We start from the raw sequence: 23793 nt of genomic DNA on the forward strand, positions 1-23793 counted from the left end.
CGGCCATACATCAGGTCGGTGCCGCCGCCGCCGAAGATGGTGTCGTTGCCGTCGCCGGCCTCCAGCGTGTCGTTGCCGGCCCCGCCATACTCGACGTCGTTGCCGCCATGGCCCCAGAACCACACGGCGCTGTCGCCGGCGGTCAGGCTGTCGGCATGCTCCGACCCGACCCAGCGCTGGATGTTGACGAAGGTGTCGCCGGCCGCCTCGCCGGTGTTGTTGGCGCCGTTGGTCAGGTCCAGGGTGAGGCCGGTGGTGGCGTTCTCGTAGGTGACGATGTTGAAGCCGCTGCCGCCGACATAATGGTCGGCGCCCAGCCCGCCATTCATGGTGTCGCCGGCCGACTGGCCGCTGTTGCCGCCGCCGACCAGCGTGTCGTCGCCCAAGCCGCCGATCAGGCTGTCGTTGCCGGTGCCGCCGGTGATGCTGTCGTTGCCGGCCAGCCCGTTGATGGTGTTGCCGCCATTGTCGCCGATCAGCGTGTCGTTGCCGCTGGTCGCCGTGCCGCTGTAGGCCAGAGTGTGCGGCCAGGCCTCCGCCCCCGCGAACGGGCGGGCGGCCAGGATCGGGCCGGTCACCACGTCGAGATCCCACGAACCGCCCTGGTCGGCATGGCCGACCGGATGGCTGGCGGCGGCGACGCGGGCGCCGGTGACGGCGGCCAGACGCTCGACAAAGCGGCGGCCGTTGCTGCCGGCGCCGACGTCGCAGGCGTGGATCAGGATCTCGCAGCCGGTCGCATCGGGCCAGCGGCGGTCGAACAGGGCGCTGGTGTCGAGCGGCATCGCCCCCAGCTTCACCACGCCCGGCGCGCCATGGGCGATCAGGTGGACCGCGGTGGAACCCGTCGCCGATGCCGTTTCCAGCGCCTCGGCAAGCAGGGCGACGGCGTCCTCGTCGGCGGCGACCCGGACCACCGTCATGTCCGGCGCGTGGCGGCCGATCAGCGCATCGATGTCGGACAGACCGGCGTCGGCAAGAATGATCCCGTGCATGAAAACCCCTTTCTGGGGAGTTGTTGGAAATCGTTTTGCTCGTCTGTGATGTACGGGATCATGTCCACAGAACAACGTCCAATAAGCCGATCATTCCTTGGGAAGCATCAGCCCCGGCCGGGCGACCTTTTTCTCTCCGGAAGCGCAAGCAGTACAGTTGCTATCGATTTCGACGCCATCCGGCTGGCTCAGCCTGTTGCGGCGGCTTGCCACTCTTTTTCCCAAATTGGGGTGTCTCCCGCTCAATTACCTCCAATTAGGGATTAGCACAGGGCCGATCGCGCATAAAAAATGGGCCACCGGGAAGATCCCGATGGCCCAGTCCAGGAGAGAAGTCGTTCAGGAGGGCCTAAACCCGCTCCGTCTCAATGCATCAGCATGCGCGGCAGCCACAGTGAGAAGGCCGGGACATAGGTGACCAGCAGAAGCGCCACGAAGAGCGCCCCGTAGAAGGGCGTGATGGAGCGCATCACCTCGCCCACCGACACGCCGCCGATGGCGCAGCCGATGAACTGGGTGGTGCCGACCGGCGGGGTGTTCAGGCCAAGGGCGCAGTTGATCAGCATGACGATGCCGAACTGCACCGGGTCCATCCCGTACTGCATGGCGATCGGCAGGAAGATCGGCGTGCAGATCAGGATGGTGCTGGCCATGTCCATGAAGGTGCCCAGCAGGAACAGGATGATGTTGATCAGCAGGAAGATCATCAGCGGATTGGTCGACACGCCGGCCAGAAGCTCGCCGGTCATGTCCGCCACCTCATAGAGCCCCATGAGGTACTGGAACATCGTCGACACGCCGATCAGCAGCAGCACCACGCCGGTGGTCTTCACCGTCTTGGCGGCGGCGGCCAGGAACTTCTCCCAGCTGAGCGTGCGATAGACGAAGGTGGTGAGCAGCAGCGCGTAGATCACGGCCACCGAAGCGGACTCGGTCGCGGTGAACACGCCGGTGGTGATGCCCGCCAGGATGATGACGACGATCAGCAGGCCAGGCAGTGCCGCGGCGAAGGAGTGCAGCAGGATGTCCCAGCCGGGGAATTCCCCCTTCGGATAGCCGCGCCTGACCGCGACGAAATAGGCGGCACCCAGGTTGCAGACCATCAGCAGAGCCGCCGGCATCAACCCCGCGGCGATCAGCGATCCGATGGACGCCTTTCCGCCGGCGGCCAGCGCATAGATGATCATGTTGTGGCTGGTCGGCATCAGCGCGCCGACGAGTGCGGCATGGGTGGTGACGTTGACCGCATAGTCGGCGTGGTAGCCTTCCCGCTTCATCATCGGGATCATCACGGCACCCATGGCCGACACGTCGGCGACCGGCGAGCCGGCGACGCCGCCGAACAGCGTGCAGGCGACGACGTTGGACATGCCCAGGCCACCGCGGATATGGCCGACCATGCTCTTGGCCGCGGCGACGATCTTGTCGGCGACGCCGCCGTGCAGCATCAACTCGCCGCTGAAGACGAAGAAGGGAATGGCAAGGAACGAGAAGACGTTCATGCCCGACATCATCTGCTGGAAGACGACCGCGACGGGCAGGCCTTCATAGAGGATGGTGCAGAGTGCCGACAGTCCGATGGCGAAGGCGACCGGAATGCCGAGGATGAGGAAGCCGAAGAAGGTGATCGACAGGAGGGTCAGTTCCATGACGGCTTAACCTCCTCGCCGCGCACGATGGCGACGACATGCTCGATGGAAAACAGCACGATCAGCACGCCCGACAGCACCAGAGGCACATAGCGGAAGGCTTCGGAGATGTGCAGGTTGGGAATGGTGTAATGGGCCACCGAACTGCCGAGCACCCAGCCATTGTAGGCCATGCAGGCGCCGAAGATGCCGACCAGCGTGTAGATCAGCATGTCCATCTTGCGGCGCGCATTGTCCGACAGCATCACCAGCAGCGACTCCAGCCCGATATGCCCGGCGTCGCGGACGCCGACGGCGGCGCCGATCAGCGTGACGTAAAGCACCAGCAGGATCGCCATGCTTTCCGCCCAGGTCGGTGAGTTGTTCAGCACATAGCGGCCGAACACCTGATAAAAGACGACGCCGACGATCATCATCAGGCCGAGGATGGCGACATACATGCCGGTCCTGGCCAGCGTCGCGTTCATCCGGGTCAGCCAGCCGCCGCTATATGGCGGACTGACGTCCATTGCCTGCAGCTCGATATCCATGCCGCTGCTCCCCTGGCGAGGCGCGGCCCGTCCTCCCTGGGACGAAGCCGCGCGTCACCCCTTCTTTAACGTTACCGGACGGTCGTTACTTGGTTTCCTGGACGCGCTGGACGAGGCTCTGCAGCTTCGGCGTGTTCGCGAACTGGGCGTAGACCGGCTTCATCGCGTCGATGAATTCCTGCTTGTTCGTCACCTCGACGATCTGGGCGCCGGCCTGGGTGACGATCTCCTTGGACTTCAGCTCGCGCTCGTCCCACAGCTTGCGCATGTAGGGCACCGAGTCCTTGGCGGCCTTGCGGATCAGGGCCTGATCGTCCTTCGACAGGCGGTCCCAGGCGATCTTGGAGAAGACCAGCACTTCCGGCGCCATCGCGTGTTCGGTCAGGGTGAAGTACTTGGCCGCCTCGAAGTGGCGCGAGGATTCATAGGACGGATAGTTGTTCTCGGCGGCATCGACGATGCCGGTCTTCAGCGCGGTGTAGACCTCGCCGAAGGGCATCGGCGTGGCGTTGGCGCCCAGCGCCTGGATCATGGCGACGAACAGGTCCGACTGCTGGACGCGGATCTTGGCGCCCTTCATGTCGGCCAGCGTCTTGTAGGGCTTGGCGGCCGAATACATGCTGCGCGAGCCGCTGTCGTAGAAGGCCAGACCGATCATGCCCTGGCTTTCCATCGCCGCCAGGATTTCATCACCGATCGGGCCGTCCAGGACACGGCGCATGTGGCCGGTGTCGCGGAAGATGAACGGCAGCGCGGTGACCATCGTCTCCGGCACCACGTTGTTCAGCGGCGCCACGTTGATGCGCATCATCTCCAGCGCACCGATCTTCAGCTGCTCGATGGTGTCCTTCTCGGTCCCCAGGGCGCCGTTCGGAAACACCTTGACGCCCAGCTTGCCGTTGCTGCGCTCGGCCACCAGCTTGCCGACATAGCGCACCGCCTCGACGGTGGGGTAGTCGGTCGGGTGGATGTCGGCGGATCGGAAGTCACGCGCATCGGCCGGCGCCGACAGCATCGGGGCGGCCAGGATGCCGCAGATCGCACAGGCGGTCAGCATTGCAGTGCGGATCGAAGTCAGACCAAACTTCATTAGGATCTCCTCCTGATTACGGAGCCGGAGCCTTACGCGATCCGGCCTCTCTTGTTCTGGTGTTTGCGGTTTACCTGGTGGGCGGCGGGCCGCCCGCACGTGACTGGACGAATTGGGGACCGGCGGCAGGTGGAGCATGGGTGAGAGGCCATTGCGACGCCTGGCTTTCGCAGCGCTGCGACCGGATCGTGCGACCGGGAAGTCGCAACTGGCCGCCGCCGGCCCTGCCCTCGCCCCCATTCATATCCAGCCACCGCTTGGCTGCGGCGCCCCGTTCTTGTTTCTTAGGATATTAGTATATCAATCTGCGCGCAACCCTGAAAGTTCAAAGAGGCAACTACCGTTTGGACATTAATCAGAATCGGATTGGCGCGGAGAGGGACAAAGTGACCGCAGGAGCGGGTTTCAGCCAGATCACAAATCCTCGCGAGGGGGCGAGTGCGACATTCAGCCCCAGCGCTCTCCACGCCCCTCCCCCGCGTCCCTCCCCCGCGGCCGCTGGAAAGCGGCAGCCGGCCGCCCTGGCCGATCAGGCGTGGCCGTTCACCAGGGGCCACACCTCGATGGCGCCGCGGTAGATCATGTGCAGAGCGACGTAGAGGATGATGGAGAGGCCGACATAGGCCAGCCAGCGGTGCTTGTGCAGGACGCGGGCGATGACGCTGGCGGCAAGCCCCATCAGGGCGATGGACAGCGTCAGGCCGATGACCAGCACCCCCAGATGCTCGCGCGCTGCACCTGCGACGGCCAGAACATTGTCGAGCGACATCGACACGTCGGCGATCACGATCTGCCAGACCGCCTGACCGAGGGTCTTGCGCGGCCCGGCGGCTTCGGCGCCGCCATCGTCTTCCAGCGCCTCGACCGCCTCGTCCTCCTCGTGCGACTGGCGCAGTTCGCGCCACATCTTCCAGCAGACCCACAGCAGCAGCACACCGCCGGCCAGCAGCAGCCCGATGATCTGGAGAAGCTGGGTGGTGACGGCCGCGAAGGCGATGCGCAGAACGGTGGCCGCCAGGATGCCGATCAGGATCGCCTTGCCGCGATGCTCCCGTGGCAATCCGGCGGCGGCCAGACCGATGACGATGGCATTGTCGCCGGCCAGCACCAGATCGATCATGATGACCTGGAGCAGCGCAAAGAGCGCCTCTGTGGTGAATAATTCCGTCATTTGAGCGGAAATCCTCGCATCACGATGAATGTGCGAGGAGAAGCCGCGCGAAGTCCGTGCCGACCGGTCGGGTCACGCCGAGACCATCGGACGGGAGGCGCCGGTCAGGGGCACGGGGCGCGGGCCGCTCCTTGTCTTCCCAGTCCGACATCGCAACCGGTGACGGTTGCCAGAGGGGCCCGGCCTGGTTCTGGCGCTTTACGCCAAAGTGGTGGATTCCGCAAGGCCGCGCTTGCGACCCCTGGAATCGCTGGGAGGAGTGGCGATCAGGGAGTGCCGACCTCCACGATTCTGCCGCTGCCTGCGGCCTCCAGCAGCGCCTCGATCAGCCGGTGGACCTTCAGCGCCTCGCGCCCGTCCACCCGCGGCCGGCGCCCCTGGTCGAGCGCGTCGAGGAAGTCGGACAGCACGGCGCGGTGGTGCTGGTGGGAAAAGGCCATCGGGTCGGCCCCGCCGCCCAGCGTGGCGCCGTCCTGCCCCTCGACGATGCGCTCGCCGGTGACCAGTTGCACCTCCAGCCGATCGCCGGCCAGCACCGCAGACCCTTCGGTCCCGGCGATCTCGATCCGCTCCGGATAGCCGGGATAGGCGGCGGTCGTCGCATCGACGGTCGCCAGCAGGCCGTTGCCGTAGCGGAGCGCGGCGGCGACCACATCCTCTGTGTCCATGCCCGTGTCCATACCCATTTCCGGGCTGCGCAAGACGCTCGTCGCGGCAAATCCCGCGACCTGATCCGGCAGGCCGAGCAGGCTGACGAAGGCGTCCAGCGTGTGGATCGCCTGGGTCAGCAGCACGCCGCCGCCGTCGCGCGCCTTCTTGCCGCGGCCGGGCTGGGCGTAATAGGCGGCGTCGCGCCACCAGCGCACCGAAACCGCCGCCGTCAGCGGCCGGCCCAGCACGCCGTCGCGCATCAACCCGGCCAGCCGCTCCACCGATGCCCGGAAGCGGTGCTGCAGCATGACACCCAACGTCAGCCCGGCGGTTTCCATCGCGGCGACCACCGCCCGCGCGCCCTCAGGCGTGGCGTCCAGCGGCTTTTCCAGCAGCACATGCTTGCCGGCGGCGGCGCAGCGCGCCACCAGATCGGCATGGGTGTCGGGCGGAGTCAGCAGCAGGACGGCCGACAGCGCCGGGTCCTCCAGCAGCGCCTCCAACCGGTCGACCACCGGCAGGCCGTGGCGGGCGGCGAAGGCGGCGCGACGCTCGGCCGAGGGGCTGAAGCAGCCCGCCACCTCCACCCGGTCGGCCAGATCGATCAGGCTCTGCGCATGCGGGGCCGAGGCCATGCCCAGTCCGATGACGCCGACGCGGCGGCGGGCTTCGTTCGTCATCAGGGTGCTCCATCGGGAAGGGCGGCCCCGTCGGTCAGGCTGCCGGAGAAATAGAGCGGGGCGGCGTTGCGCACGTCGTCCACCGTGATCTGCAGATTGTCCAGATGCCGGATCAGGCTCTGTTCGGCCCGATCGGGGTCGTGGCCGGCGATGGCCTCGACGATGGCCTCATGCTCGGCGATCACCGTGCGCATGCGGCCGGGGACCGGCAGGGTCAGGCGGCGACAGCGGTCGAGCTGGACCTTCGCCTGCTGGATGATGCCCCAGAAGCCGGGGTAGCCCGCCATCTCGGTGATCTGGGCGTGGAAGGCCTCGTCGGCCTGATGGAAGCCGTCGGCGTCGCCTTCCGCATCGACTTCGCGCTGCTGTTCCAGGCAGGCGTGCAATGCTGCGATCTGGCTGCGAGTGGCGCGTTCGGCGGCGAAGCGCACGGTCGCCCGCTCCAGCACCTTGCGGATCACGCCGGCTTCCGGCAGGGCGCCCAGTGGAATGCGGGCGACGAAGGTGCCGGACTGCGGAAAAATCTCGATCAGCCCTTCGTCGGCCAGCCGCAGCACCGCCTCGCGCACCGGCGTGCGGCTGACGCCATAGGCCTCGGCGATCTGCTTCTCGGCGATGGGTTCGCCCGGCTTGCGCTTCAGCGACACGATCTCCGCCCGCAGGTCACGGTGGATGGCGTCGGCGGCGGTCGGACCGCGCCGCATGTCCCGGCGTGCCGGCGGGCGGCTCAAGAGCGGAGCGGCCTTGGCCGACAGGGTCGGCGTCGTTGATGGCGGGGGGACCGCAATGGAACCGGTTTTGGCCGGCGGGTTGCCCGATGGCATGGCGTCCAGCCTCCTCAGAAGCACATGCCTCAGAATACTAATATATTAGCTGGAACGGCAAGCAGTTTCGCTCGTGATGCGTCCGCCCATGGGTGTGACAAAGGCGCCCTCACTCCCGCCACGGCTGTGAAGAAGTGAAATGACAGAGCATAAGTACCAAAATTAGCTTCTCGGCCGTCATCCCCGCGAAGGCGGGGATCCAGAGTTTCCAGTGCAATGGCTTGCAAAGTCTGGATTCCCGCCTTCGCGGGAATGACGGTCGAAATCGTAATGTTTCGATTACGGTTTGAGCCAACGTCAGTGCATTGATGCCGCGCCAAAACCCATAACCGGTACGGATAGCCCCTACAGCCCCGCCGCCAGCCTCGTCCCCTGGGCGATGGCGCGCTTGGCGTCCAGTTCGGCCGCGACGTCGGCGCCGCCGATCAGGTGGACGGCGATGCCGGCGGCCTCCAGCGGGGCGTGCAGCTCACGCAGCGGTTCCTGCCCGGTGCACAGAACGATGGTATCGACCGCCAGCGTCTGCACCTTCTCGCGCTTTTCGCCGAAGCTGACGGTCAGCCCCTCGTCGTCGATGCGCTCGTAGTTCACGCCGGACAGCGCCTTGATGGTCTTCATCTTCAGCTGTGCCCGGTGGATCCAGCCGGTGGTCTTGCCCAGGCCGGCGCCGGGCTTGGTCGCCTTGCGCTGGAGCAGCACGATCTCGCGGACCGGCGGCGTCAGGTGGGGGCGGATGCCGGCGACGCCGCCGCGCGCCTCGGCCGGGTCGGCCACCCCCCATTCGGCGCGCCACAGCGCCGGGTCGAGGCTGGGCGACGGTTCCTCCTGCGCCAGGAACTCGGCAAGGTCGAAGCCGATGCCGCCGGCCCCCACCACCGCGACACGCTGGCCAACCGGCTTGGCGCCGCGCAGCACGTCGACATAGGTCAGCACCTTGGGATGGTCCTGGCCGGGGATCTTCGGGTCGCGCGGAACCACCCCGGTCGCCAGCACCACCTCGTCGAAGCCGGCCCCAGTCAGGTCCTCGGCCGTCACCCGCCGCCCCAGATGCAACGCCACGCCCGTCTCCGCCAGCCGGTTGCGGAAATAGCGCAGGGTTTCAAAGAACTCCTCCTTGCCGGGAATCAGCTTGGCCATGTTGAACTGGCCGCCGATCTCCTCGGCCGCGTCGAACAGATGCACCTCATGCCCGCGCTCCGCCGCCGTGGTGGCACAGGCCAATCCGGCCGGGCCGGCACCGACCACGGCGACGCGCTTGCGCTTCACGGCGGGGGCGATCACCAGTTCCGTCTCGTGGCAGGCGCGCGGGTTGACCAGACAGCTGGCCGTCTTACCGGAGAAGATGTGATCCAGACAGGCCTGATTGCAGGCGATGCAGGTGTTGATCGCCTCCGGCCGGCCGGCCGCCGCCTTGGCGACGAAGTCCGGATCGGCCAGGAAGGGCCGCGCCATCGACACCATGTCGGCCAGCCCCTCGCCGATCACCGCGTCGCCGACCTCGGGCGTGTTGATGCGGTTGGTGGTGCAGAGCGGGATCGAAACCGCACCCTTCAGCTTGCCCGTCACCCAGGCGAAGTTGGCACGCGGCACGCTGGTGGCGATGGTCGGCACCCGCGCCTCGTGCCAGCCGATGCCGGTGTTGATGATGGTGGCGCCGGCCCGCTCGATGGCCTGGGCAAGCTGCACCACCTCCTCCCACGTGCTGCCGTCGGGGATCAGGTCCAGCATCGACAGGCGGTAGATGATGATGAAGTCGCGCCCGACCGCCTCGCGCATGCGCGACACGATCTCCACCGGGAAGCGCATGCGGTTCTCGTAAGGCCCGCCCCATTTGTCGGTGCGCTGGTTGGTGTGGGTCACCAGGAACTGGTTGATCAGGTAGCCTTCCGACCCCATCACCTCCACCCCATCATAGCCGGCCTCGCGCGCCAGTTCGGCGCAGCGGACATAGGCGCGGATCTGGCGCTCCACACCCCGCGCGGTCAGGGCACGTGGGGTAAAGGGGGTGATCGGCGACTTGATGCGCGATGGCGCCACCGACAGCGGGCTGTAGGCATAGCGGCCGGCATGCAGGATCTGCAGCGCGATCTTGCCGCCTTCGGCATGCACCGCGTCGGTGATGACCCGGTGCGCCCGCGCCGCCCCATGCCGCGCCAGGGTGGAGCCGAAGGGTGACAGCCACCCCTCCACATTCGGCGAGAAGCCGCCGGTCACCATCAGCCCGACCCCGCCGCGCGCCCGCTCGGCGAAATAGGCGGCCAGCCGTGGGAAATGGCGGCGCCGATCCTCCAGCCCGGTGTGCATCGACCCCATCAGCACCCGGTTCTTCAGCACCGTGAAGCCGAGATCGAGCGGGGCCAGCAGATGCGGGTAGGGCTGGGAGCCGGGCATGGTCTCGGGCTGGGTCACGGGACACTTCCTCCGGTTATGGAACCCGCGCTTCTTGCGGCGCTGGGCAGACGGATAATTGGTGCCGCAAAGCCTAGTTCAGGTTGACGTAAGCGTCAACTGAGTTCCGCGACCGCCGCCAGCGCCCTCTGAGGCCCGATCGTTCGCACACCCCGCTTTCCGCTGTGTGAAAAAGCCGTTCGGCGAACTGGCTCAAGGACCTGCGCGGCGGTCAAGCTCCCATCCCAAGGGCCGCCCCTCCATCCGCGGCGGCCAATTCGCGTAACCGGGAGTTCGGTCATGGTGCAATTCGCCGCCAACCTGACGATGCTCTACAACGAGCGTCCCTTTCTCGACCGATTCGCCGCGGCGGCCGATGCCGGCTTCCGTGGGGTCGAGTACCTGTTTCCCTATGATTTCCCCGCCGACGCGCTGGCCGAGAAGCTGCGCCGGCATGGGCTGACCCAGGTCCTGCACAATCTGCCCGCTGGCAACTGGGGCGGCGGGGAGCGCGGCATCGCCATCATGCCCGACCGCGTGCAGGAATTCCGCGACGGCGTCGCCCGTGCCATCGACTATGCCGGCACGCTGGGCTGCAAACAGGTCAACTGCCTCGTCGGCATCCTGCCCCAAGGGAACGCCGGGGGTGGCGACGCCGCCGCGGCCGAAAGCACGCTGGTCGGCAACCTCGCCTATGCCGCCGACGCGCTGGCCGGCGCCGGGATCAAGCTGCTGGTCGAGCCGATCAACACCCGCGACATCCCCGGCTTCTACCTGACCCGCACGAAGCAGGCGCTGGACCTGATCGACAAGGTCGGCTCCAACAATCTGTACGTGCAGTACGACATCTACCACATGCAGATCATGGAAGGCGATCTGGCCCGCACGATCGAGGCCAATCTTGCCCGCATCGCCCATGTCCAGCTGGCCGACAACCCCGGCCGCAATGAGCCCGGCACCGGCGAGATCAATTATCCCTTCCTGTTCAAGCATCTGGACGCCATCGGCTACAGCGGCTGGGTCGGCTGCGAATACAAGCCGAAGACGACGACGGACGAGGGGCTCGGCTGGTTCGCCCCCTACAAGACCGAACCGGCGCACGTCTGAGACGCCCCCAAAATCACGCGAGAAAGGACCACAGTCATGAAGGTCGGATTCATCGGTCTCGGCATCATGGGCACCCCGATGGCGGGGCACCTGCTGGACGCCGGTCACACGCTCTATGTCCACGACATCAAGCCGGTCCCGGCCGAGTTGACGTCCAAGGGCGCCATCCCCTGCCCGAGCGGCGCGGAGGTCGCGGCGGCGACCGAGGTCATCATCACCATGGTGCCTGACACCCCCCATGTCGGCGCCGCCCTGTTCGGCGAGAACGGCGTCGCCGCCGGCCTGTCGTCGGGCAAGATCGTGGTGGACATGTCCTCCATCTCGCCGATCGAGACCAAGGAATACGCCAAGCGCATCAACGACCTGGGCTGCGCCTACCTCGACGCGCCGGTGTCGGGCGGCGAGGTCGGGGCCAAGGCCGCCTCGCTGACCATCATGGTCGGCGGTCCGCAGGAGGCCTTCGACACGGTCAAGCCGCTGTTCGACAAGATGGGCAAGAACGTCACGCTGGTCGGCGGCAACGGCGACGGCCAGACCACCAAGGTCGCCAACCAGATCATCGTCGCGCTGACCATCGAGGCGGTGGCGGAAGCCCTGCTGTTCGCGTCGAAGGCCGGCGCCGATCCGGCCAAGGTCCGTCAGGCGCTGATGGGCGGCTTCGCCTCCTCCCGCATCCTGGAGGTCCATGGCGAGCGGATGATCAACCGCAACTTCACCCCCGGCTTCCGCATCGAGCTGCACCAGAAGGACCTGAACCTGGCGCTGAGCGGCGCCAAGGCGCTGAACCTGTCGCTGCCGCACACCGCCAGCTGCCAGCAGCTGTTCAACGCCTGCGCGGCGCAGGGCGGCTCGGCCTGGGACCATTCCGGCATGCTCCGCGCGCTGGAGCTGCTGGCCGGGCACGAGGTCGGGTCGAAGTGAGCTAAGGTTCGGCGCCGGGTTGCCCCCTCCCTTCCCATGCTGACGCATGGGCCCCTCCCCTCCCCCGCTTCGCGGTAGAGGGAGTTAGTCGCGAAAGCGGCGGAGTTCCCTCTCCCACCGTAGGTGGGGGAGGGTTAGGGAGGGGGCAACCGGCGCCCAACACCACCCCACCCAAACCATTGGCCCACCCCTCATTTGTGTGCATTCTACCCGCCCCGCCCCCCATGACGCCCGAGCGACCATGACCACCACCGCCAAGACTGCCGACGCCCTGCTCCATGACCTGTTCCAGGCGGCCCTCACCGCGGTGACCGCCGAGACCCGGCTGCCGGCGGCCCTGCCGCAGCCGCCGAAGGGCCGCACTGTGGTCATCGGCGCCGGCAAGGCGGCGGCGGCCATGGCGAAGACGGTGGAGGACAACTGGCCGGGGCCGCTCACCGGCCTCGTCGTCACCCGCTACGACCACGACCTGCCGACCGAGCGGATCGAGGTGGTGCAGGCCAGCCATCCGGTGCCCGACGCCGCCGGGCAGGAGGCCGCCCGCCGCATCGTCGACATGGTGCAGGGGCTGACCGCCGACGACCTCGTGCTCTGCCTGATCTCCGGCGGCGGTTCCGCCCTGCTGGCCCTGCCTGCTCCCGGCATCACGCTGGAGGACAAGCGCGCCGTCGCCAAGGCGCTGCTGAAGAGCGGCGCCGACATCGGCGAGATGAACTGCGTGCGCAAGCACCTGTCGGCGGTAAAGGGCGGCCGGCTCGCCGCCATGGCCCACCCGGCCCGCGTCGTGTCGCTTCTGGTCTCCGACGTGCCGGGCGACGACCCGTCGGTGATCGCCAGCGGCCCGACCGTCCCCGACCCGACCAGCTTCGCCGACGCCCGCGCCATCCTGGCCAAGTACAACATCACCCCGCCGCCGGCCGTCGCCGCCTTCCTGGAGGCCGCCGGGGACGAGACGCCGAAGCCCGGCGATCCACGTCTCTCCGGCGCCGAGACCACCATCATCGCCACCCCGCAGGACGCGCTGGAAGCGGCGGCGGCACTCGCCCGCGACCGCGGCTACAGCCCGGTCATCCTCGGCGACGCCATCGAGGGCGAATCGCGCGAGGTCGCCAAGGTCCATGCCGGCATCGCCCGGCAGGTCGCCCGCCATGGCCAGCCGGCCCCGGTCCCCGCCGTGATCCTGTCCGGCGGCGAGACCACGGTGACGGTACGCGGCCAGGGCCGCGGCGGCCGCAACGTCGAATTCCTGCTGGCGCTGGCGGTGGCGCTGGACGGCCAGCCCGGCATCTGGGCCGCCGCCTTCGACACCGACGGTATCGACGGGACGGAGGACAATGCCGGCGCCATCCTGCGTCCCGACACGCTGGCCCGCGCCGAGGAGATGGGCCTCGACGCCAAGGCCTTCCTCGCCAACAACGACGGCTACAGCTTCTTCAAGGCGCTGGGCGATCTGGTCGTCACCGGCCCGACGCGGACCAACGTCAACGACTTCCGGGTGATCGTGATCGACCGGAATTGACCGGACGAGGGGACGGTGCAAGCGTCAGCGTCGACAGCACCGTCCGCCCCCGGGCGTTCTCGATTCGCAGGCGAAGCGCTCTGACCGGCCGTTCGATTCCCCAATAAGACGCCTCGGCCAGCAGCAGGATCACCAGAAGATTGACCGGAAAGGAACCGGACCAGCCGTCGTTCAGCCGATGCAGGAAATAGGTCTGCCAGATATAGAGGCTGTACGACACCAACCCGATATGCACCATGATCCTGCCGTTCAGGATGGCATGGGCCCTGCTTTCCGGGTTCCGCAAAAGCCAGGTCATGTAAAACACGATGCAGGCCCCATCGACCGCCTGCCCGACCGACAGGGTATAATAATTCCCGAAGGCGCCGGCCAGCAAACCGGAGACCAGGACGGGGACCACGGGCAACAGCCAAACCGCCCTGGTGGCCCAGCGATAAACGCGCTCGAAAAGCGGCATGCCCATCGTCAAGGCCGCCAGACATCCGAACATCAGCGCATCCATCCGGCAGATCGACAGAACGCCGACGCGGCGTTCCAGGAAACTGCCATGGGCGAAGACGAACAGCCCCATCCGCGATGCGGTCGCCACGGCGATCAGGACGATGGCAAGGAGGATGGCGGTCCCCCGGCCGCGCCGCAGGGCGGCGGACAGCGCCAGGGGCCAAAGCAGATAGAATTGTTCCTCGACGCTCAGCGACCAGACATGCTCGAACGGCCAGGCATCCGCCCAAGGCGAAACATTCTGGAGAAACGTGGCGGCGCTGACGATGCTTCCCGCGCTCACGCCAATCCCAGTGTATGGCTCAAGCAGGACAACGGACAAAATATATACGTAGAGAACAGGAACAATTCGAAGCGCCCGGCGCCAATAGAAAGCACCAATCCTGATTTCCCCATATTCTTCATGTTCCGCAATAAGCATGCGGGTTATGATGAAACCGCTGACCACGAAGAACAGAAAAACGCCAAGGACCCCATTTGAAAACACGAAAGACAGTGGATTATTGAAAATCCACATATCGGAAGAGTGCACCAAATGATTTGAAATCACCAAAATAATTGCGACAGCTCGCAACCCATCCAGACAAGGAACTCTTGAATTTTCCCCCAAGTCAGTCCTCCGCACCCTTTGATTATCAAGAATTAATCTGAACACTAATGAATTTCGTTGTTTATAACGGCAGAGATTCGGCGTGGAAATATCAGGAATCCCGGCGGGAATCCATGAAATCAGGAAAAGGACAACCCACAGCCCGTCACGTCACGAAGCCGTCCCGATGGAAATGGAAAGCAGCCCCGTCTCCCGTCCTACAGCGAGAAGGTCGCCACCACCGGCGCGTGGTAGCTGACCGGCGACGGCTCGTCGGCGTGGTCGACCTCGTCGGTCAAATCCTCGTTGTGGATGGCGATGTCGCGCAGCCGCTCGGTCAGGCGCGGCGAGGTCATAAGATGGTCCAGCAGCACCGCCGTGCCGGCATGCAGCACGGTGTAGCGCCGCTCCTCCGGGATCGCCTCCTCCAGCGGCTCCAGCACGCGGCCGGCCAGTTCGGGATTGCCGGTGAAGTCGGAGGCGGCGCGGATGATGCGGACCGCCGTCTGCTCCAGGTCGGCGTTGCAGTCACCCGCCACCACGATCAGCGCGTCGGGATCGGCGTCGAACAGCCGGTCCACAGCCATCCGCGTCTCCAGCGCCTGCCCAGCCCGCTTGATCGAGGCGAGATAGAAGCCCTCCGCCCAGCCGGACGCCGTTTTCCAAGTCTGGGCGCCGGCCTTCTGCCCCGGCACCGGCGCGGCGATGGGCGCGCGCAGATGCAGGTCGAAGACATGCAGGATGCGGCCATCCGGCATCTCCACCTCGGCATGCAGCAGCGGCCGGTCCCAGCCGACCTCCGTCTCCGTGTCCGCCGCCGGGTCGGCGGTGGCGAGGCGCACGCGGGCCGGCGGCACCAGATGATGGCGCAGCAGTCGCGCCGCCCGGATCGGCCAGCGGCTGACGATCACCGGATTGTGGCGGTCGGCCGGCGACGGGGCATCGCCGGCGGTGACGTGGTAATCGGCATAGCGCGTGCCCTCCAGCAGGCGGGACAGCGCGCGCAGGGTTCGCGGCTCGCTCTTCACCGGATGCTGGGCATCAACCTCCTGCAGGCAGAGGATGTCGGCCTCCAGCCGCTCCAGCTGCGGGCGCAGCGTGGCGATCCGCGCCTCGAAAGGCGGCTCGTCGGCATCGTCGTCCAGGTTTTCCAGATTGAAGGTGGCGATCCGGAACAGCGTGTCGGCCATGAAGGGCTCCGCGGAAGGACGGCGGGTGTCGGCGGCGTAGCCCATAGCTGGCGAAACGCCGCCGGTCGAGCTTATCAGAACAGCTCGACGTCGCCTTCGATCCGCGACTTGCGCAGATGCTCGATGTAGGACGATTCGTTGCGGGCGATGTCGTGCAGTGTCTCGTCGCCGATCAGCCGGCGCTGGCTGCGCCCCGTGGTGGGGAAGAAGCGCACGGCGCGCGGGCTGGCGCCGCCGACGTCCCAGCTGACGGTGGGAATGCCCTCCGTCGCCAGATACTCCATGACGAATTCGACGTTGCGCTGGCCGATGTTGGCGGTGCGCAGCGTGGTCAGGTTGACGTTGGCCCCGCCGAACAGCTTGGCGCGCAGCCGGTCGCGCCGGCCGGTGACGGTCAGCAGCCGGTTGATCAGCTGCTCCATCGCCGTGGCGCCGTAGCGCGATGACAGCGACAGCGTGTCGCCCCCGGCGTCGGGCAGCAGGAAATGGTTCATTCCGCCGATCTCCGCCACCGGATCATACAGGCAGGCGGCGACGCAGGAGCCCAGCGTGGTGGTGATGACGACGTTCGGGTCGTCGGTGACGACGCAGCCGCCGACGACGATGTTGACGACCTCCGCCCCCAGCCGCCGGTCATGATAGCGGTTGGCGGCGACGTCCTGACGTTCCAGCCGGCGGCGCAGGACGTTGCGCGCGGTAGAGGTGCAGGAACGGTCTGTCATCATCGGATCTGGGGTTCTCTCTGCCGGGTGTGCACGGATATGGGTCGGCCGGGACGGCGATCAATCCGTTGCAGGCCGCTTGAGGCCAATTCAACTTTGATCTGCATTTTAGCGAAGGCGCTATCTTCCCGCCTATGACCTATGTCAGTCAATAGGTGGAAACCCACCGCTCCAGAATCTGGCCCTGCAACCGGCCGGCACCGGCGGCCCAGGCGCGCGCCTCCGCAGGTGTCGCGGTCACCCGGCGGTCGAGCGCGGCATCCATCGCCGCCCGGCGGGCGGGGTCGGCGATGAACAGGACGAAGCCCAGCCTCCGCCCGCTGGCCGCCGTCAGCAGCCCGGCCAGCCCCTTGACGTAGGCCAGCGTGCCCGATTTGGCATGGACGCCGGGGGGCAGCGCCTTGCCGTCCTCCTCCCCCGGCAGCAGGTCCCACAGGGCGGGTCCGCCGGCCTGCAGCAGCGCCGCCATCTGCCGCGGCGTGGCGCGCGACCCGGTGCCCAGCCCGGAATGGTTGGCCAGCCGCAGACCATTCCAGCTACCGTTCCAGTTCATCCCCCCGATCGGCTGCCGCGTCAGCCAGCGCTGCAGCAGCCCGGCCGACCGGTCCAGGGTGGTGGCGGGCGCCTCGGGCCGGGACGGCTCCAGCCGGCTCGACGCCGCCAGCCCGATCACCTCGGCCGACAAATTGTTGGAATGGCGCAGCAGGCCGCGCGCCAGTTCCGCCAGCGGCAGGCTGTCCAGCACCGCCAGAGCAGCCGCCCCGGATGGCGCCCCAGCCGCTCCGCTTCCGACAACGGGCGCCGGCAGGGCAATGCCGGCATCGGCGGCCAGCCGGCGGAACAGCGTGGCGGCGGCCAGTCCCGGCCGCGCCACCGGCACCCAGGCGGCCCCCGCCTCGCCGGAGGAGGGCGGCGCCATCAGCCAGCGATCCACCCCGTCCGGCAGCAGCGGAAAGCCTCCGCCGGCGGCCAACGGCCGGACCGTGACGCTGTCCAGCGGCAGCCGCCCGGCATCGGCCACCGTCAGCGCGTCCGGCCCGGCGGGAGTGCCGCCGCGCCGCCAGTTCAGCAGGGCCCGGTTGTAGTTCAGCGACAGCGCCCCGACCCCGGTGTTGTAGGGCGCGGCCCAGGGCTGTCCGGAGTCGATCTCCGCCAGTTCGGGCAGCAGCGCGGTGTCGTACAGGAACCGTCCCTCCACCCGCCGCAAACCGGCGGCGCCAAGCGCGCCCAACAGCTGCAGCAGCCCTTCGGTCGCCAGGGCCGGATCGCCGCCGCCCTGCAGGATCAGGTCGCCGCGCAGCACCCCGCCCTCCAGCGGCCCGGTCCCCAGCAGGCGGGTGGCGAAGCGATGGTCCGGCCCCAGCAGCGCCAGCGCCGCCGCCACCGTCGGCAGCTTCGCCACCGACGCCGGGATGAAGGCGGTGTCCGCCGCCTGCTCCTCCAGCGCCCGGCCGCTGTCGGGATCGAACAGGAAATACCCTAGCGAACCACTTTCTAAACCATTGGTGGTCTTGGATTGCCCTGCCGCCCAGGCCCCGCCACCCGGCAGGGCCAGCGCCCCGAGCACGCCCCCGAACAGGCCCCCGAACAGGCCGAGGAACGGGCGGCGGCCGAGCAATGGCCGCGGCGACGGCCGCGACCGGTTGGAGTCCGATTGTTGGCTGGCGGTCAAGGTCAGGGTCTTTCCGCTTCTGATGTTAAGGTTCATAAAGTATTTTGGTGAAAAATCGCTGGAAATAGCGGATGGGGACGTAGCCGGACACCATGCCGGAGCGGGGCATGGTCAAGGGGGGACGCTATGGCGATGTCCAAACGGCGCGAAGCGCGCTTCGAGGTGGTGGTCGAACAGGGCGGCAAGCCCAACATCGACGGCGTCTTCGACGACGAGAAGTCGGCGACGGAACGCGCCAACTTCCTGTTGCGCCTTGCCAAGTTCCCGGTGGTGCGCGTGGTGAAGGTCACCGGCACCGGACGGGAGGAGACGATCTTCCAGAAGTCCTCCTCCGGCGGCGCCAAGCTGACGACCATTTCGCCGATCGAGAGTGCCAACCTCTGCACCGACGTGCTGCAGGTCTTCTCCTTCGACAGCCGGATGACCCTGCTGCGATTGCTGCGCGGTTACTGGGACGACCAGGGCGTCATTCCGTCGGAGCAGCTTCACCGCTACTATCCGTTGCGCTACTTCGAGCGCGAGGCGCTGCTGTTCAACCCCTCGATCAGCCGGCTCGCCACCCTTCAGGCGCCGATGCTGGGGCTGAAGCCGCATGAGCGCTACGACCAGCTCAGCCGCCTGTTCGCAGCGCTGAAGGATCTCGCCCAGAAATCGGAGACGCTGGCCCCCTTCGATCAGGCGCTGATGCGCGGCGGGGTTTCCGGCCTGCTGCTGGCCGCCGTCGACCGCCCGGTGGAGGAGCGCGACCGCATCGTCACCCACGCCTTCGGCACCCTGCTGGAACCGCACCGCGAATGGGGGGCCAAGCTGACTGCCGTCCTGCGCCTGCACCAGGAGGAGGACGGCGAGAGCACCCGGCTGGTCGACGAATTCGCGGCGGAGATCGTCGACGGGCGGGAGCCGATCCGCGCCCTGATCGGCTATTCGCCCGACCTCGCCTCCGCCATCCTGGCGCTGCTGGCGGCGCTGCGCGGCGACCTGGACGACCGGCTGCCCCACACCGAACCGCTTCTGGCCCTGTCCAACACGCTGGCCTCCGACGGGACGGGGCTCGGCTTCGCCCGGACGCGCGAGGCGCTGCTGCATCGCGTCCGCGGCGGGCTGGACGGGCTGACCCCGCTGACCCGCACCGGGGCGGCCAGCGACGCCCGCGCCTTCTCCGCCATCGTCGACGGCATGATCGCCTTCGACGGCTATATGGGCGGCCCGGCGATGGCGGAATCGCTGACCCGCCGCGGCAAGACCGTGTGGGCGACCGGCGGCAGCGACCTGCCCTTCGAAGAGACGATGACGCGGCTGGCCGGCCGCTTCAACACGGCGGCGGGGCGGCTCGGCTATCTGCTCGACCTCGGCGCCAGCCCCTACGGCCACAAGAAGATCAGCGTCGTCATCCAGCGCGTCGCCGACGAGTTCAACCGGGTGAAGTCCGCGGCGGAACTGGCCGCCCCCGGCGCCTCCATCCAGGAGGTGCGCGAAGGGCTGGGCCGCCGCCTGCGCGCCGCCGGCATCCCGCGGGCGCTGGCGGACGGGCTGATCGCCAAGATCGCCACCATCCCCGACGACCGGCGCGTGTCGGTGACCGGCAGCGGCGTGGTGGCTGGGCAGCGTGTCGCCGCCCCGCCGTTGGCCCGGCCGACGGACATGACCGTCGACATGCAGGCTCCGCCGGCGCCGGCCCCCCGCCTGACGCTCAGCTACCAGGGCCGGACGGTGGCTCTGCGCGATGCGGGCGAAGACGTCGTGATCGGCCGTTCCGCCGACTGCGGGATCGTGCTGGACCATGCCTCCGCCTCGCGCCGGCATGCGGTGGTGCGGCTGCGCGACGGCGCCTTCACGCTGGAGGATCTCAGCCGCAACGGCACCCGTCTGGTGCCGCAGGACGGCGAGCAGCGGCTGCTGAAGCTGGGCGACGTGGCGCCGCTGTCCGGCCGGGGGGAGATCGTCATCGGCTCCCTCGACCTCGGCGAACATCCGGCGCGCATCGCCTGGGATTTGGCGGGACGCTGAACGGCCGTTCAGTCGCCGGCGCAGGCTTCGGCCACCAGCCGGGACTCCGAAGCCCGGTCATCCAGCATCGCCACCGCCCACACCGCCAGACCGCCCAGCGCCAGCGCGGCACCGACCCAGCCGGTGGAGGTCCAGCCCCACCCCGCCGCGATCGCCATGCCGCCCAGCCAGGGGCCCAGCGCGTTGGCGGCGTTGAAGGCGCTGTGGTTCAGCGCGGCGGCCAGCGTCTGCGCATCCTCCGCCACATCCATCAGCCGGGCCTGCAGGGGCGTGCCCAGCCCGCCGCCGCAGCCGATCATGAAGACGACCACCGACACCAGCCAGACATTGCCGGCGGCGAAGGGATAGAGCGCCAGCGACCCGGCGCTCCACAGCAGGATGACGGCGACGGTCGGCATCAGGGCGCGGTCGGCGGCCCAGGCGCTGACCAGCGTGCCGACGGTCATGCCGGCGCCGAACACCGCCAGCACCACCGGCACCGCCGCCGGCGACACCTGGGTCACCTCCATCAGGGTGGAGGCGACATAGGTATAGACCGCGAACATGCCGCCGAAGCCGATGGCGCCGATGCCCAGCGTCAGCCAGACCTGCCGCCGCTTCAGCGCCCCCAGTTCCCGCAGCGGGCTGGATTCCGGGTGCGGCCGGTCGTTGGGGGCGAAGATCCAGACCAGCAACACCGTCAGCAGGGCGAGCAGCCCGACGACGCCGAAGCCCCAGCGCCAGCCCAGCACCTGCCCGATCCAGTTGGCCATCGGCACGCCGACGATGGTCGCCACCGTCAGCCCCAGCATGGTCCGCGCCACCGCCTGCGCCCGGCGCTGCGGCGGCACCAGCGAGGCGGCGACCAGGGCCGCGACCCCGAAATAGGCGCCGTGCGGCAGCCCGCTCAGGAAGCGGAAGACCAGCATCCAGCCATAGGAGGGCGAAAAGGCGCTGGCCACGTTGGCGGCGGCGAAAACCGCCATCAGCCCGATCAGCAGGGTCCGCCGCGCGATCCGCGCCGCCAGAACCGCGATCACCGGCGCCCCCACCACGACGCCCAGCGCATAGGCGCTGATGACGTGGCCCGCGGTCGGCTCGTCGATGCCCAGGCCCTGGGCGAAATAGGGCAGCAGGCTCATCGTCGCGAATTCGGTCGTTCCGATGGCGAAACCGCCCATGGCGAGCGCCAGCAGCACCAGCCCGGGATGGGCCGAGGCCAGCTGCGCCCCGGCACGCATGTCGCCGTTATGGCCGGCAGAAGCCATGGTCGTTACTCCGCTGTCGCGCAGGATGGGGACGGGAAAGGCCCGGCGGCAGGGAGGGACGGAAAGCGACCGGGACGGGGTCAGGATATTTGCCGGACCCCCGCTGAGGCAATCCGCCGCAGGCCGTCATTTCCGCAGGTGCGAGATGAGCGGCGGGCATGGCTGGCGGCCAATTTTCCCGACCGAGCGGCCGGTCCCGGCCGCTCGCCATCACCATTTACGCCACGGCCGCCATCGGCGTCAGGCCGCGCGTCAGGCGCTCCACCTCACGGTCGAACGCCTCCTGATCGGCCTCGGACAGGTCGAACTTCACATGCAGCCGGTCGTGCTCGCTGGACTTGATGCGGGCGGTCAGCGGACGGGCCACCCCGTCGATGCGCAGGGTCATCGCCCGGCCGGTCACGCCGCCAATCGACTGGTCCGGCACGCCGGTCAGCATGGCGCCGCCCGCCGACAGGTTGGCGATGGTGGCGCGCATCGGGGCGGCGCCGGCCCCCTCCAGCACGCAGCCGACCGACAGGGCGAAGCGCGGGCGCTGGCGGCGGTCGACATCGGCGGTGGCGGTGCGGACGACGCGGATCAGCACGTTGCGCAGGGTATCGATGCCGCCGGCCACGTCCACGGCGACCGTCCGCACCTCTCCGGCGCGGCTCTGGGTCGCGTCGGCCTCGGCGGAGACACGGCCGATGCGCACCGACACCTCCTTGGCCGCATCGCTGGTCTGGCTGACGGAGCGGGCGATCTCCTGGGTCGCCGCCGCCTGCTCCTCCACCGCGGCGGCGATGGAGGACGAGATTCCAGCCACCTCGTCGATGGTTTCCGACACCTCGCCGACGGCGCCGACTGCCGATGCCGTCACCGATTCGACCTCGGCGATCAGCGATCCGATCTCCTCGGTCGACCGCGCGGTCTGGCTGGCGAGGTTCTTCACCTCGTTCGCCACGACGGCGAATCCGCGCCCGGCCTCGCCGGCCCGTGCCGCCTCGATGGTGGCGTTCAGCGCCAAAAGGTTGGTCTGGCTGGCGATGTCGCCGATCAGCCGGGCGACCGCGCCGATCCGCTCGACCGAGGCCGACAGCCGTTCGATGGTGGACCGCGCCAGCCCGGCCCGTTCCACCGCGCGGCCGGTCACCCGTGTGGCGGCGGACACCTGCATGCCGATGTCGCCGATGGAGGCTGACAGCTCCTCCGTCGCGGCGGCGACGGTCTCGGCATTGCTCAGCGCCTGCTGGGCGGCGGCGGCAACGTTCTGGGCGTTGTCGCTGACCTGCACCGCCGATTCCGCCATGGCGCCGGCATTGCTGCTCATGCGGCTGGTGCGTTCGGCCACATGGTCGACGGCGACGCGGGTCTCGCGCTCCACCTTCTCCGCCATCGACTCCAGCGCCTGGCGCCGCTCCTCCTCGGCGCGGCGGCGGGTCTCCTCCTGCGCGGCGCGCAGGCGCGCATTATCCTGCGCGCCCTCCTGGAACACGCGGACGGTGTCGGCCATGTGACCGATCTCGTCCCGGCGCTCGGTCAGGCCGACCTCGACCTCCAGGTTGCCGCCGGCCAGCGCCACCATGGCGCGGCGCAGCCGCTCCATCGGGCGGATCATCGCCGCTTCCAGGAAGACGACGCAGGTCGCGGCCATCAGCAGGATGGCCAGCCCGGCGCCGATCAGGGTCCGGCGCAGCCCGTCCGCCGACTCGCGCACCGCCCCGATGTCCGCGGTCAGTTCCGTCAGCCGGTCCGAACTGACGGCGACCACGCTGGCGCCCAGCGCCTCCAGGCTGTCGCCCATCGCGTCGGCGACCTGATCGAACTGGGCCATGATCGGGTTGCCGGCCGCCGGACCGCCATCGACATAGGCCTGCGCCATGCGCCGGCCCATCTCGTAATAGGGGCCGAAGGCCTTGTGGGTGCGCTCGATCTCCGCCACCACCTGCGGCAGCTTCAGCGACCGCGCCAGTTCGGTGGCCTTGGCCGTGTGCTCCGCGAACCGGCGGGCGTAATCCGCCGCCTTTTCCGGCCCGTCGTTCATCCCGTCCAGCCCGCGGGTGGCCGACACGTCGGTCAGCCACTGCTGCGTCTGCGCCACGTCGAACCGGATCTCGCCCACCAGCGACACCAGGGGAATGATGCTGCCGACCACCTCGTGCGTCTCGCGCTGGACGTCGGACAGGCGATCGGTCTGCCGCCCCATGTCGCGCATGGTGAGGACCGAGGACAGGCCGACCGCGGCGAAGACGAACACCGCGACCGCCACAACCTTCGCCCGGATCGAGATGACGTGGAGAATGTTGCCGGCTGCGATCATGTTTGAAGTCTTCATTTGTTAAGAGTACGAATGATTGGCGT

18 protein-coding genes are annotated in these 23793 nt (G+C 68.2%); 4 read left to right on the forward strand and 14 right to left on the reverse strand.

All coding sequences use genetic code 11. The annotated features are described in order from the left end of the window. From TSO5_RS27770 to TSO5_RS27805, 8 genes are all read right to left on the reverse strand, one after another. A partial coding sequence (locus tag TSO5_RS27770) for a DUF4347 domain-containing protein (protein WP_146203848.1) occupies window positions 1-995 on the reverse strand: 995 nt, incomplete at its 3' end. Between the two features lie 365 nt (window positions 996-1360). Then, window positions 1361-2644: a TRAP transporter large permease gene (locus tag TSO5_RS27775; protein WP_109154651.1), complete on the reverse strand. Its 1284-nt coding sequence runs from the start codon at window positions 2642-2644 to the stop codon at window positions 1361-1363. Continuing rightward, entirely contained in the window at window positions 2635-3174 is a 540-nt protein-coding gene (locus TSO5_RS27780; protein ID WP_109076175.1) for a TRAP transporter small permease, read from the reverse strand. Before TSO5_RS27780 ends, TSO5_RS27775 begins: the two co-directional genes overlap by 10 nt. Before the next feature lie 85 nt (window positions 3175-3259). Next, window positions 3260-4264, reverse strand: a complete 1005-nt coding sequence (locus TSO5_RS27785; protein WP_109154652.1) for a TRAP transporter substrate-binding protein — start codon at window positions 4262-4264, stop codon at window positions 3260-3262. Window positions 4265-4793: 529 nt separating this feature from the next. Next, a complete protein-coding gene (locus TSO5_RS27790; protein WP_109154653.1) occupies window positions 4794-5435 on the reverse strand; it encodes a TerC family protein in 642 nt (213 codons plus the stop codon). A gap of 266 nt (window positions 5436-5701) precedes the next feature. Then, complete coding sequence (locus TSO5_RS27795; protein ID WP_109154654.1) at window positions 5702-6766, reverse strand: Gfo/Idh/MocA family oxidoreductase; 1065 nt, start codon at window positions 6764-6766, stop codon at window positions 5702-5704. Beyond that, the gene (locus TSO5_RS27800) at window positions 6766-7590 is read right to left on the reverse strand and encodes a GntR family transcriptional regulator (RefSeq protein WP_109076179.1); all 825 of its coding nucleotides are present in this window, start codon (window positions 7588-7590) and stop codon (window positions 6766-6768) included. The genes TSO5_RS27795 and TSO5_RS27800 overlap by 1 nt, the downstream gene beginning before the upstream one ends. A 345-nt stretch (window positions 7591-7935) precedes the next feature. Then, window positions 7936-9981: an NADPH-dependent 2,4-dienoyl-CoA reductase gene (locus TSO5_RS27805; protein WP_109154668.1), complete on the reverse strand. Its 2046-nt coding sequence runs from the start codon at window positions 9979-9981 to the stop codon at window positions 7936-7938. Window positions 9982-10278: 297 nt separating this feature from the next. Between TSO5_RS27805 and hyi the strand changes: the two genes are divergently transcribed. The 3 genes from hyi to TSO5_RS27820 all read left to right on the forward strand — a co-directional run bounded on the left by hyi (window position 10279) and on the right by TSO5_RS27820 (window position 13525). Continuing rightward, window positions 10279-11085 carry a hydroxypyruvate isomerase gene (gene hyi, locus TSO5_RS27810; RefSeq protein WP_109154655.1) on the forward strand — a complete coding sequence of 269 codons (807 nt, stop codon included), beginning with the start codon at window positions 10279-10281 and terminating at the stop codon, window positions 11083-11085. A 36-nt stretch (window positions 11086-11121) separates the two neighbouring features. Beyond that, entirely contained in the window at window positions 11122-12006 is an 885-nt protein-coding gene (gene glxR / locus TSO5_RS27815) for a 2-hydroxy-3-oxopropionate reductase (protein WP_109154656.1), read from the forward strand. A gap of 241 nt (window positions 12007-12247) precedes the next feature. After that, window positions 12248-13525: a glycerate kinase gene (locus TSO5_RS27820; protein ID WP_109154657.1), complete on the forward strand. Its 1278-nt coding sequence runs from the start codon at window positions 12248-12250 to the stop codon at window positions 13523-13525. On the opposite strand, the gene TSO5_RS27825 is transcribed toward TSO5_RS27820, so the two are convergent. The 4 genes from TSO5_RS27825 to TSO5_RS27840 form a co-directional block, all read right to left on the reverse strand. Next, on the reverse strand, window positions 13488-14681 hold the full coding sequence (locus tag TSO5_RS27825) for an acyltransferase (protein ID WP_348981068.1): 1194 nt from the start codon (window positions 14679-14681) through the stop codon (window positions 13488-13490). The two genes, TSO5_RS27820 and TSO5_RS27825, sit on opposite strands and share 38 nt — an antisense overlap. A gap of 152 nt (window positions 14682-14833) precedes the next feature. Then, window positions 14834-15805 carry an endonuclease/exonuclease/phosphatase family protein gene (locus tag TSO5_RS27830; protein ID WP_109154669.1) on the reverse strand — a complete coding sequence of 324 codons (972 nt, stop codon included), beginning with the start codon at window positions 15803-15805 and terminating at the stop codon, window positions 14834-14836. 74 nt (window positions 15806-15879) lie between these two features. Continuing rightward, window positions 15880-16530 carry a chemotaxis protein gene (locus TSO5_RS27835; RefSeq protein WP_109154659.1) on the reverse strand — a complete coding sequence of 217 codons (651 nt, stop codon included), beginning with the start codon at window positions 16528-16530 and terminating at the stop codon, window positions 15880-15882. Window positions 16531-16675: 145 nt separating this feature from the next. Beyond that, window positions 16676-18199: a D-alanyl-D-alanine carboxypeptidase gene (locus TSO5_RS27840; protein ID WP_247870998.1), complete on the reverse strand. Its 1524-nt coding sequence runs from the start codon at window positions 18197-18199 to the stop codon at window positions 16676-16678. Between the two features lie 126 nt (window positions 18200-18325). Between TSO5_RS27840 and TSO5_RS27845 the strand changes: the two genes are divergently transcribed. Beyond that, window positions 18326-20206 carry an FHA domain-containing protein gene (locus TSO5_RS27845; protein ID WP_109154661.1) on the forward strand — a complete coding sequence of 627 codons (1881 nt, stop codon included), beginning with the start codon at window positions 18326-18328 and terminating at the stop codon, window positions 20204-20206. An 8-nt stretch (window positions 20207-20214) separates the two neighbouring features. On the opposite strand, the gene TSO5_RS27850 is transcribed toward TSO5_RS27845, so the two are convergent. Further along, window positions 20215-21453 (reverse strand): MFS transporter, encoded by a 1239-nt coding sequence (locus tag TSO5_RS27850; protein ID WP_109154662.1) that lies wholly within the window; start codon window positions 21451-21453, stop codon window positions 20215-20217. 217 nt (window positions 21454-21670) lie between these two features. Then, a complete protein-coding gene (locus TSO5_RS27860; protein ID WP_247870999.1) occupies window positions 21671-23752 on the reverse strand; it encodes a methyl-accepting chemotaxis protein in 2082 nt (693 codons plus the stop codon). Window positions 23753-23793 lie beyond the last annotated feature (41 nt).

It is taken from the genome of Azospirillum sp. TSO5 (assembly GCF_003116065.1).
In the GTDB taxonomy this organism is placed as follows: Bacteria; Pseudomonadota; Alphaproteobacteria; order Azospirillales; family Azospirillaceae; genus Azospirillum.

Coding starts and splice junctions, on each gene's coding strand:
- TSO5_RS27775 (WP_109154651.1), bottom strand. CDS start 2,644: ATGGAACTGACCCTCCTGTCGATCACCTTCTTCGGCTTCCTCATCCTC.
- TSO5_RS27780 (WP_109076175.1), bottom strand. CDS start 3,174: ATGGATATCGAGCTGCAGGCAATGGACGTCAGTCCGCCATATAGCGGC.
- TSO5_RS27785 (WP_109154652.1), bottom strand. CDS start 4,264: ATGAAGTTTGGTCTGACTTCGATCCGCACTGCAATGCTGACCGCCTGT.
- TSO5_RS27790 (WP_109154653.1), bottom strand. CDS start 5,435: ATGACGGAATTATTCACCACAGAGGCGCTCTTTGCGCTGCTCCAGGTC.
- TSO5_RS27795 (WP_109154654.1), bottom strand. CDS start 6,766: ATGACGAACGAAGCCCGCCGCCGCGTCGGCGTCATCGGACTGGGCATG.
- TSO5_RS27800 (WP_109076179.1), bottom strand. CDS start 7,590: ATGCCATCGGGCAACCCGCCGGCCAAAACCGGTTCCATTGCGGTCCCC.
- TSO5_RS27805 (WP_109154668.1), bottom strand. CDS start 9,981: ATGCCCGGCTCCCAGCCCTACCCGCATCTGCTGGCCCCGCTCGATCTC.
- hyi (WP_109154655.1), top strand. CDS start 10,279: ATGGTGCAATTCGCCGCCAACCTGACGATGCTCTACAACGAGCGTCCC.
- glxR (WP_109154656.1), top strand. CDS start 11,122: ATGAAGGTCGGATTCATCGGTCTCGGCATCATGGGCACCCCGATGGCG.
- TSO5_RS27820 (WP_109154657.1), top strand. CDS start 12,248: ATGACCACCACCGCCAAGACTGCCGACGCCCTGCTCCATGACCTGTTC.
- TSO5_RS27830 (WP_109154669.1), bottom strand. CDS start 15,805: ATGGCCGACACGCTGTTCCGGATCGCCACCTTCAATCTGGAAAACCTG.
- TSO5_RS27835 (WP_109154659.1), bottom strand. CDS start 16,530: ATGATGACAGACCGTTCCTGCACCTCTACCGCGCGCAACGTCCTGCGC.
- TSO5_RS27845 (WP_109154661.1), top strand. CDS start 18,326: ATGGCGATGTCCAAACGGCGCGAAGCGCGCTTCGAGGTGGTGGTCGAA.
- TSO5_RS27850 (WP_109154662.1), bottom strand. CDS start 21,453: ATGGCTTCTGCCGGCCATAACGGCGACATGCGTGCCGGGGCGCAGCTG.
- TSO5_RS27860 (WP_247870999.1), bottom strand. CDS start 23,752: ATGATCGCAGCCGGCAACATTCTCCACGTCATCTCGATCCGGGCGAAG.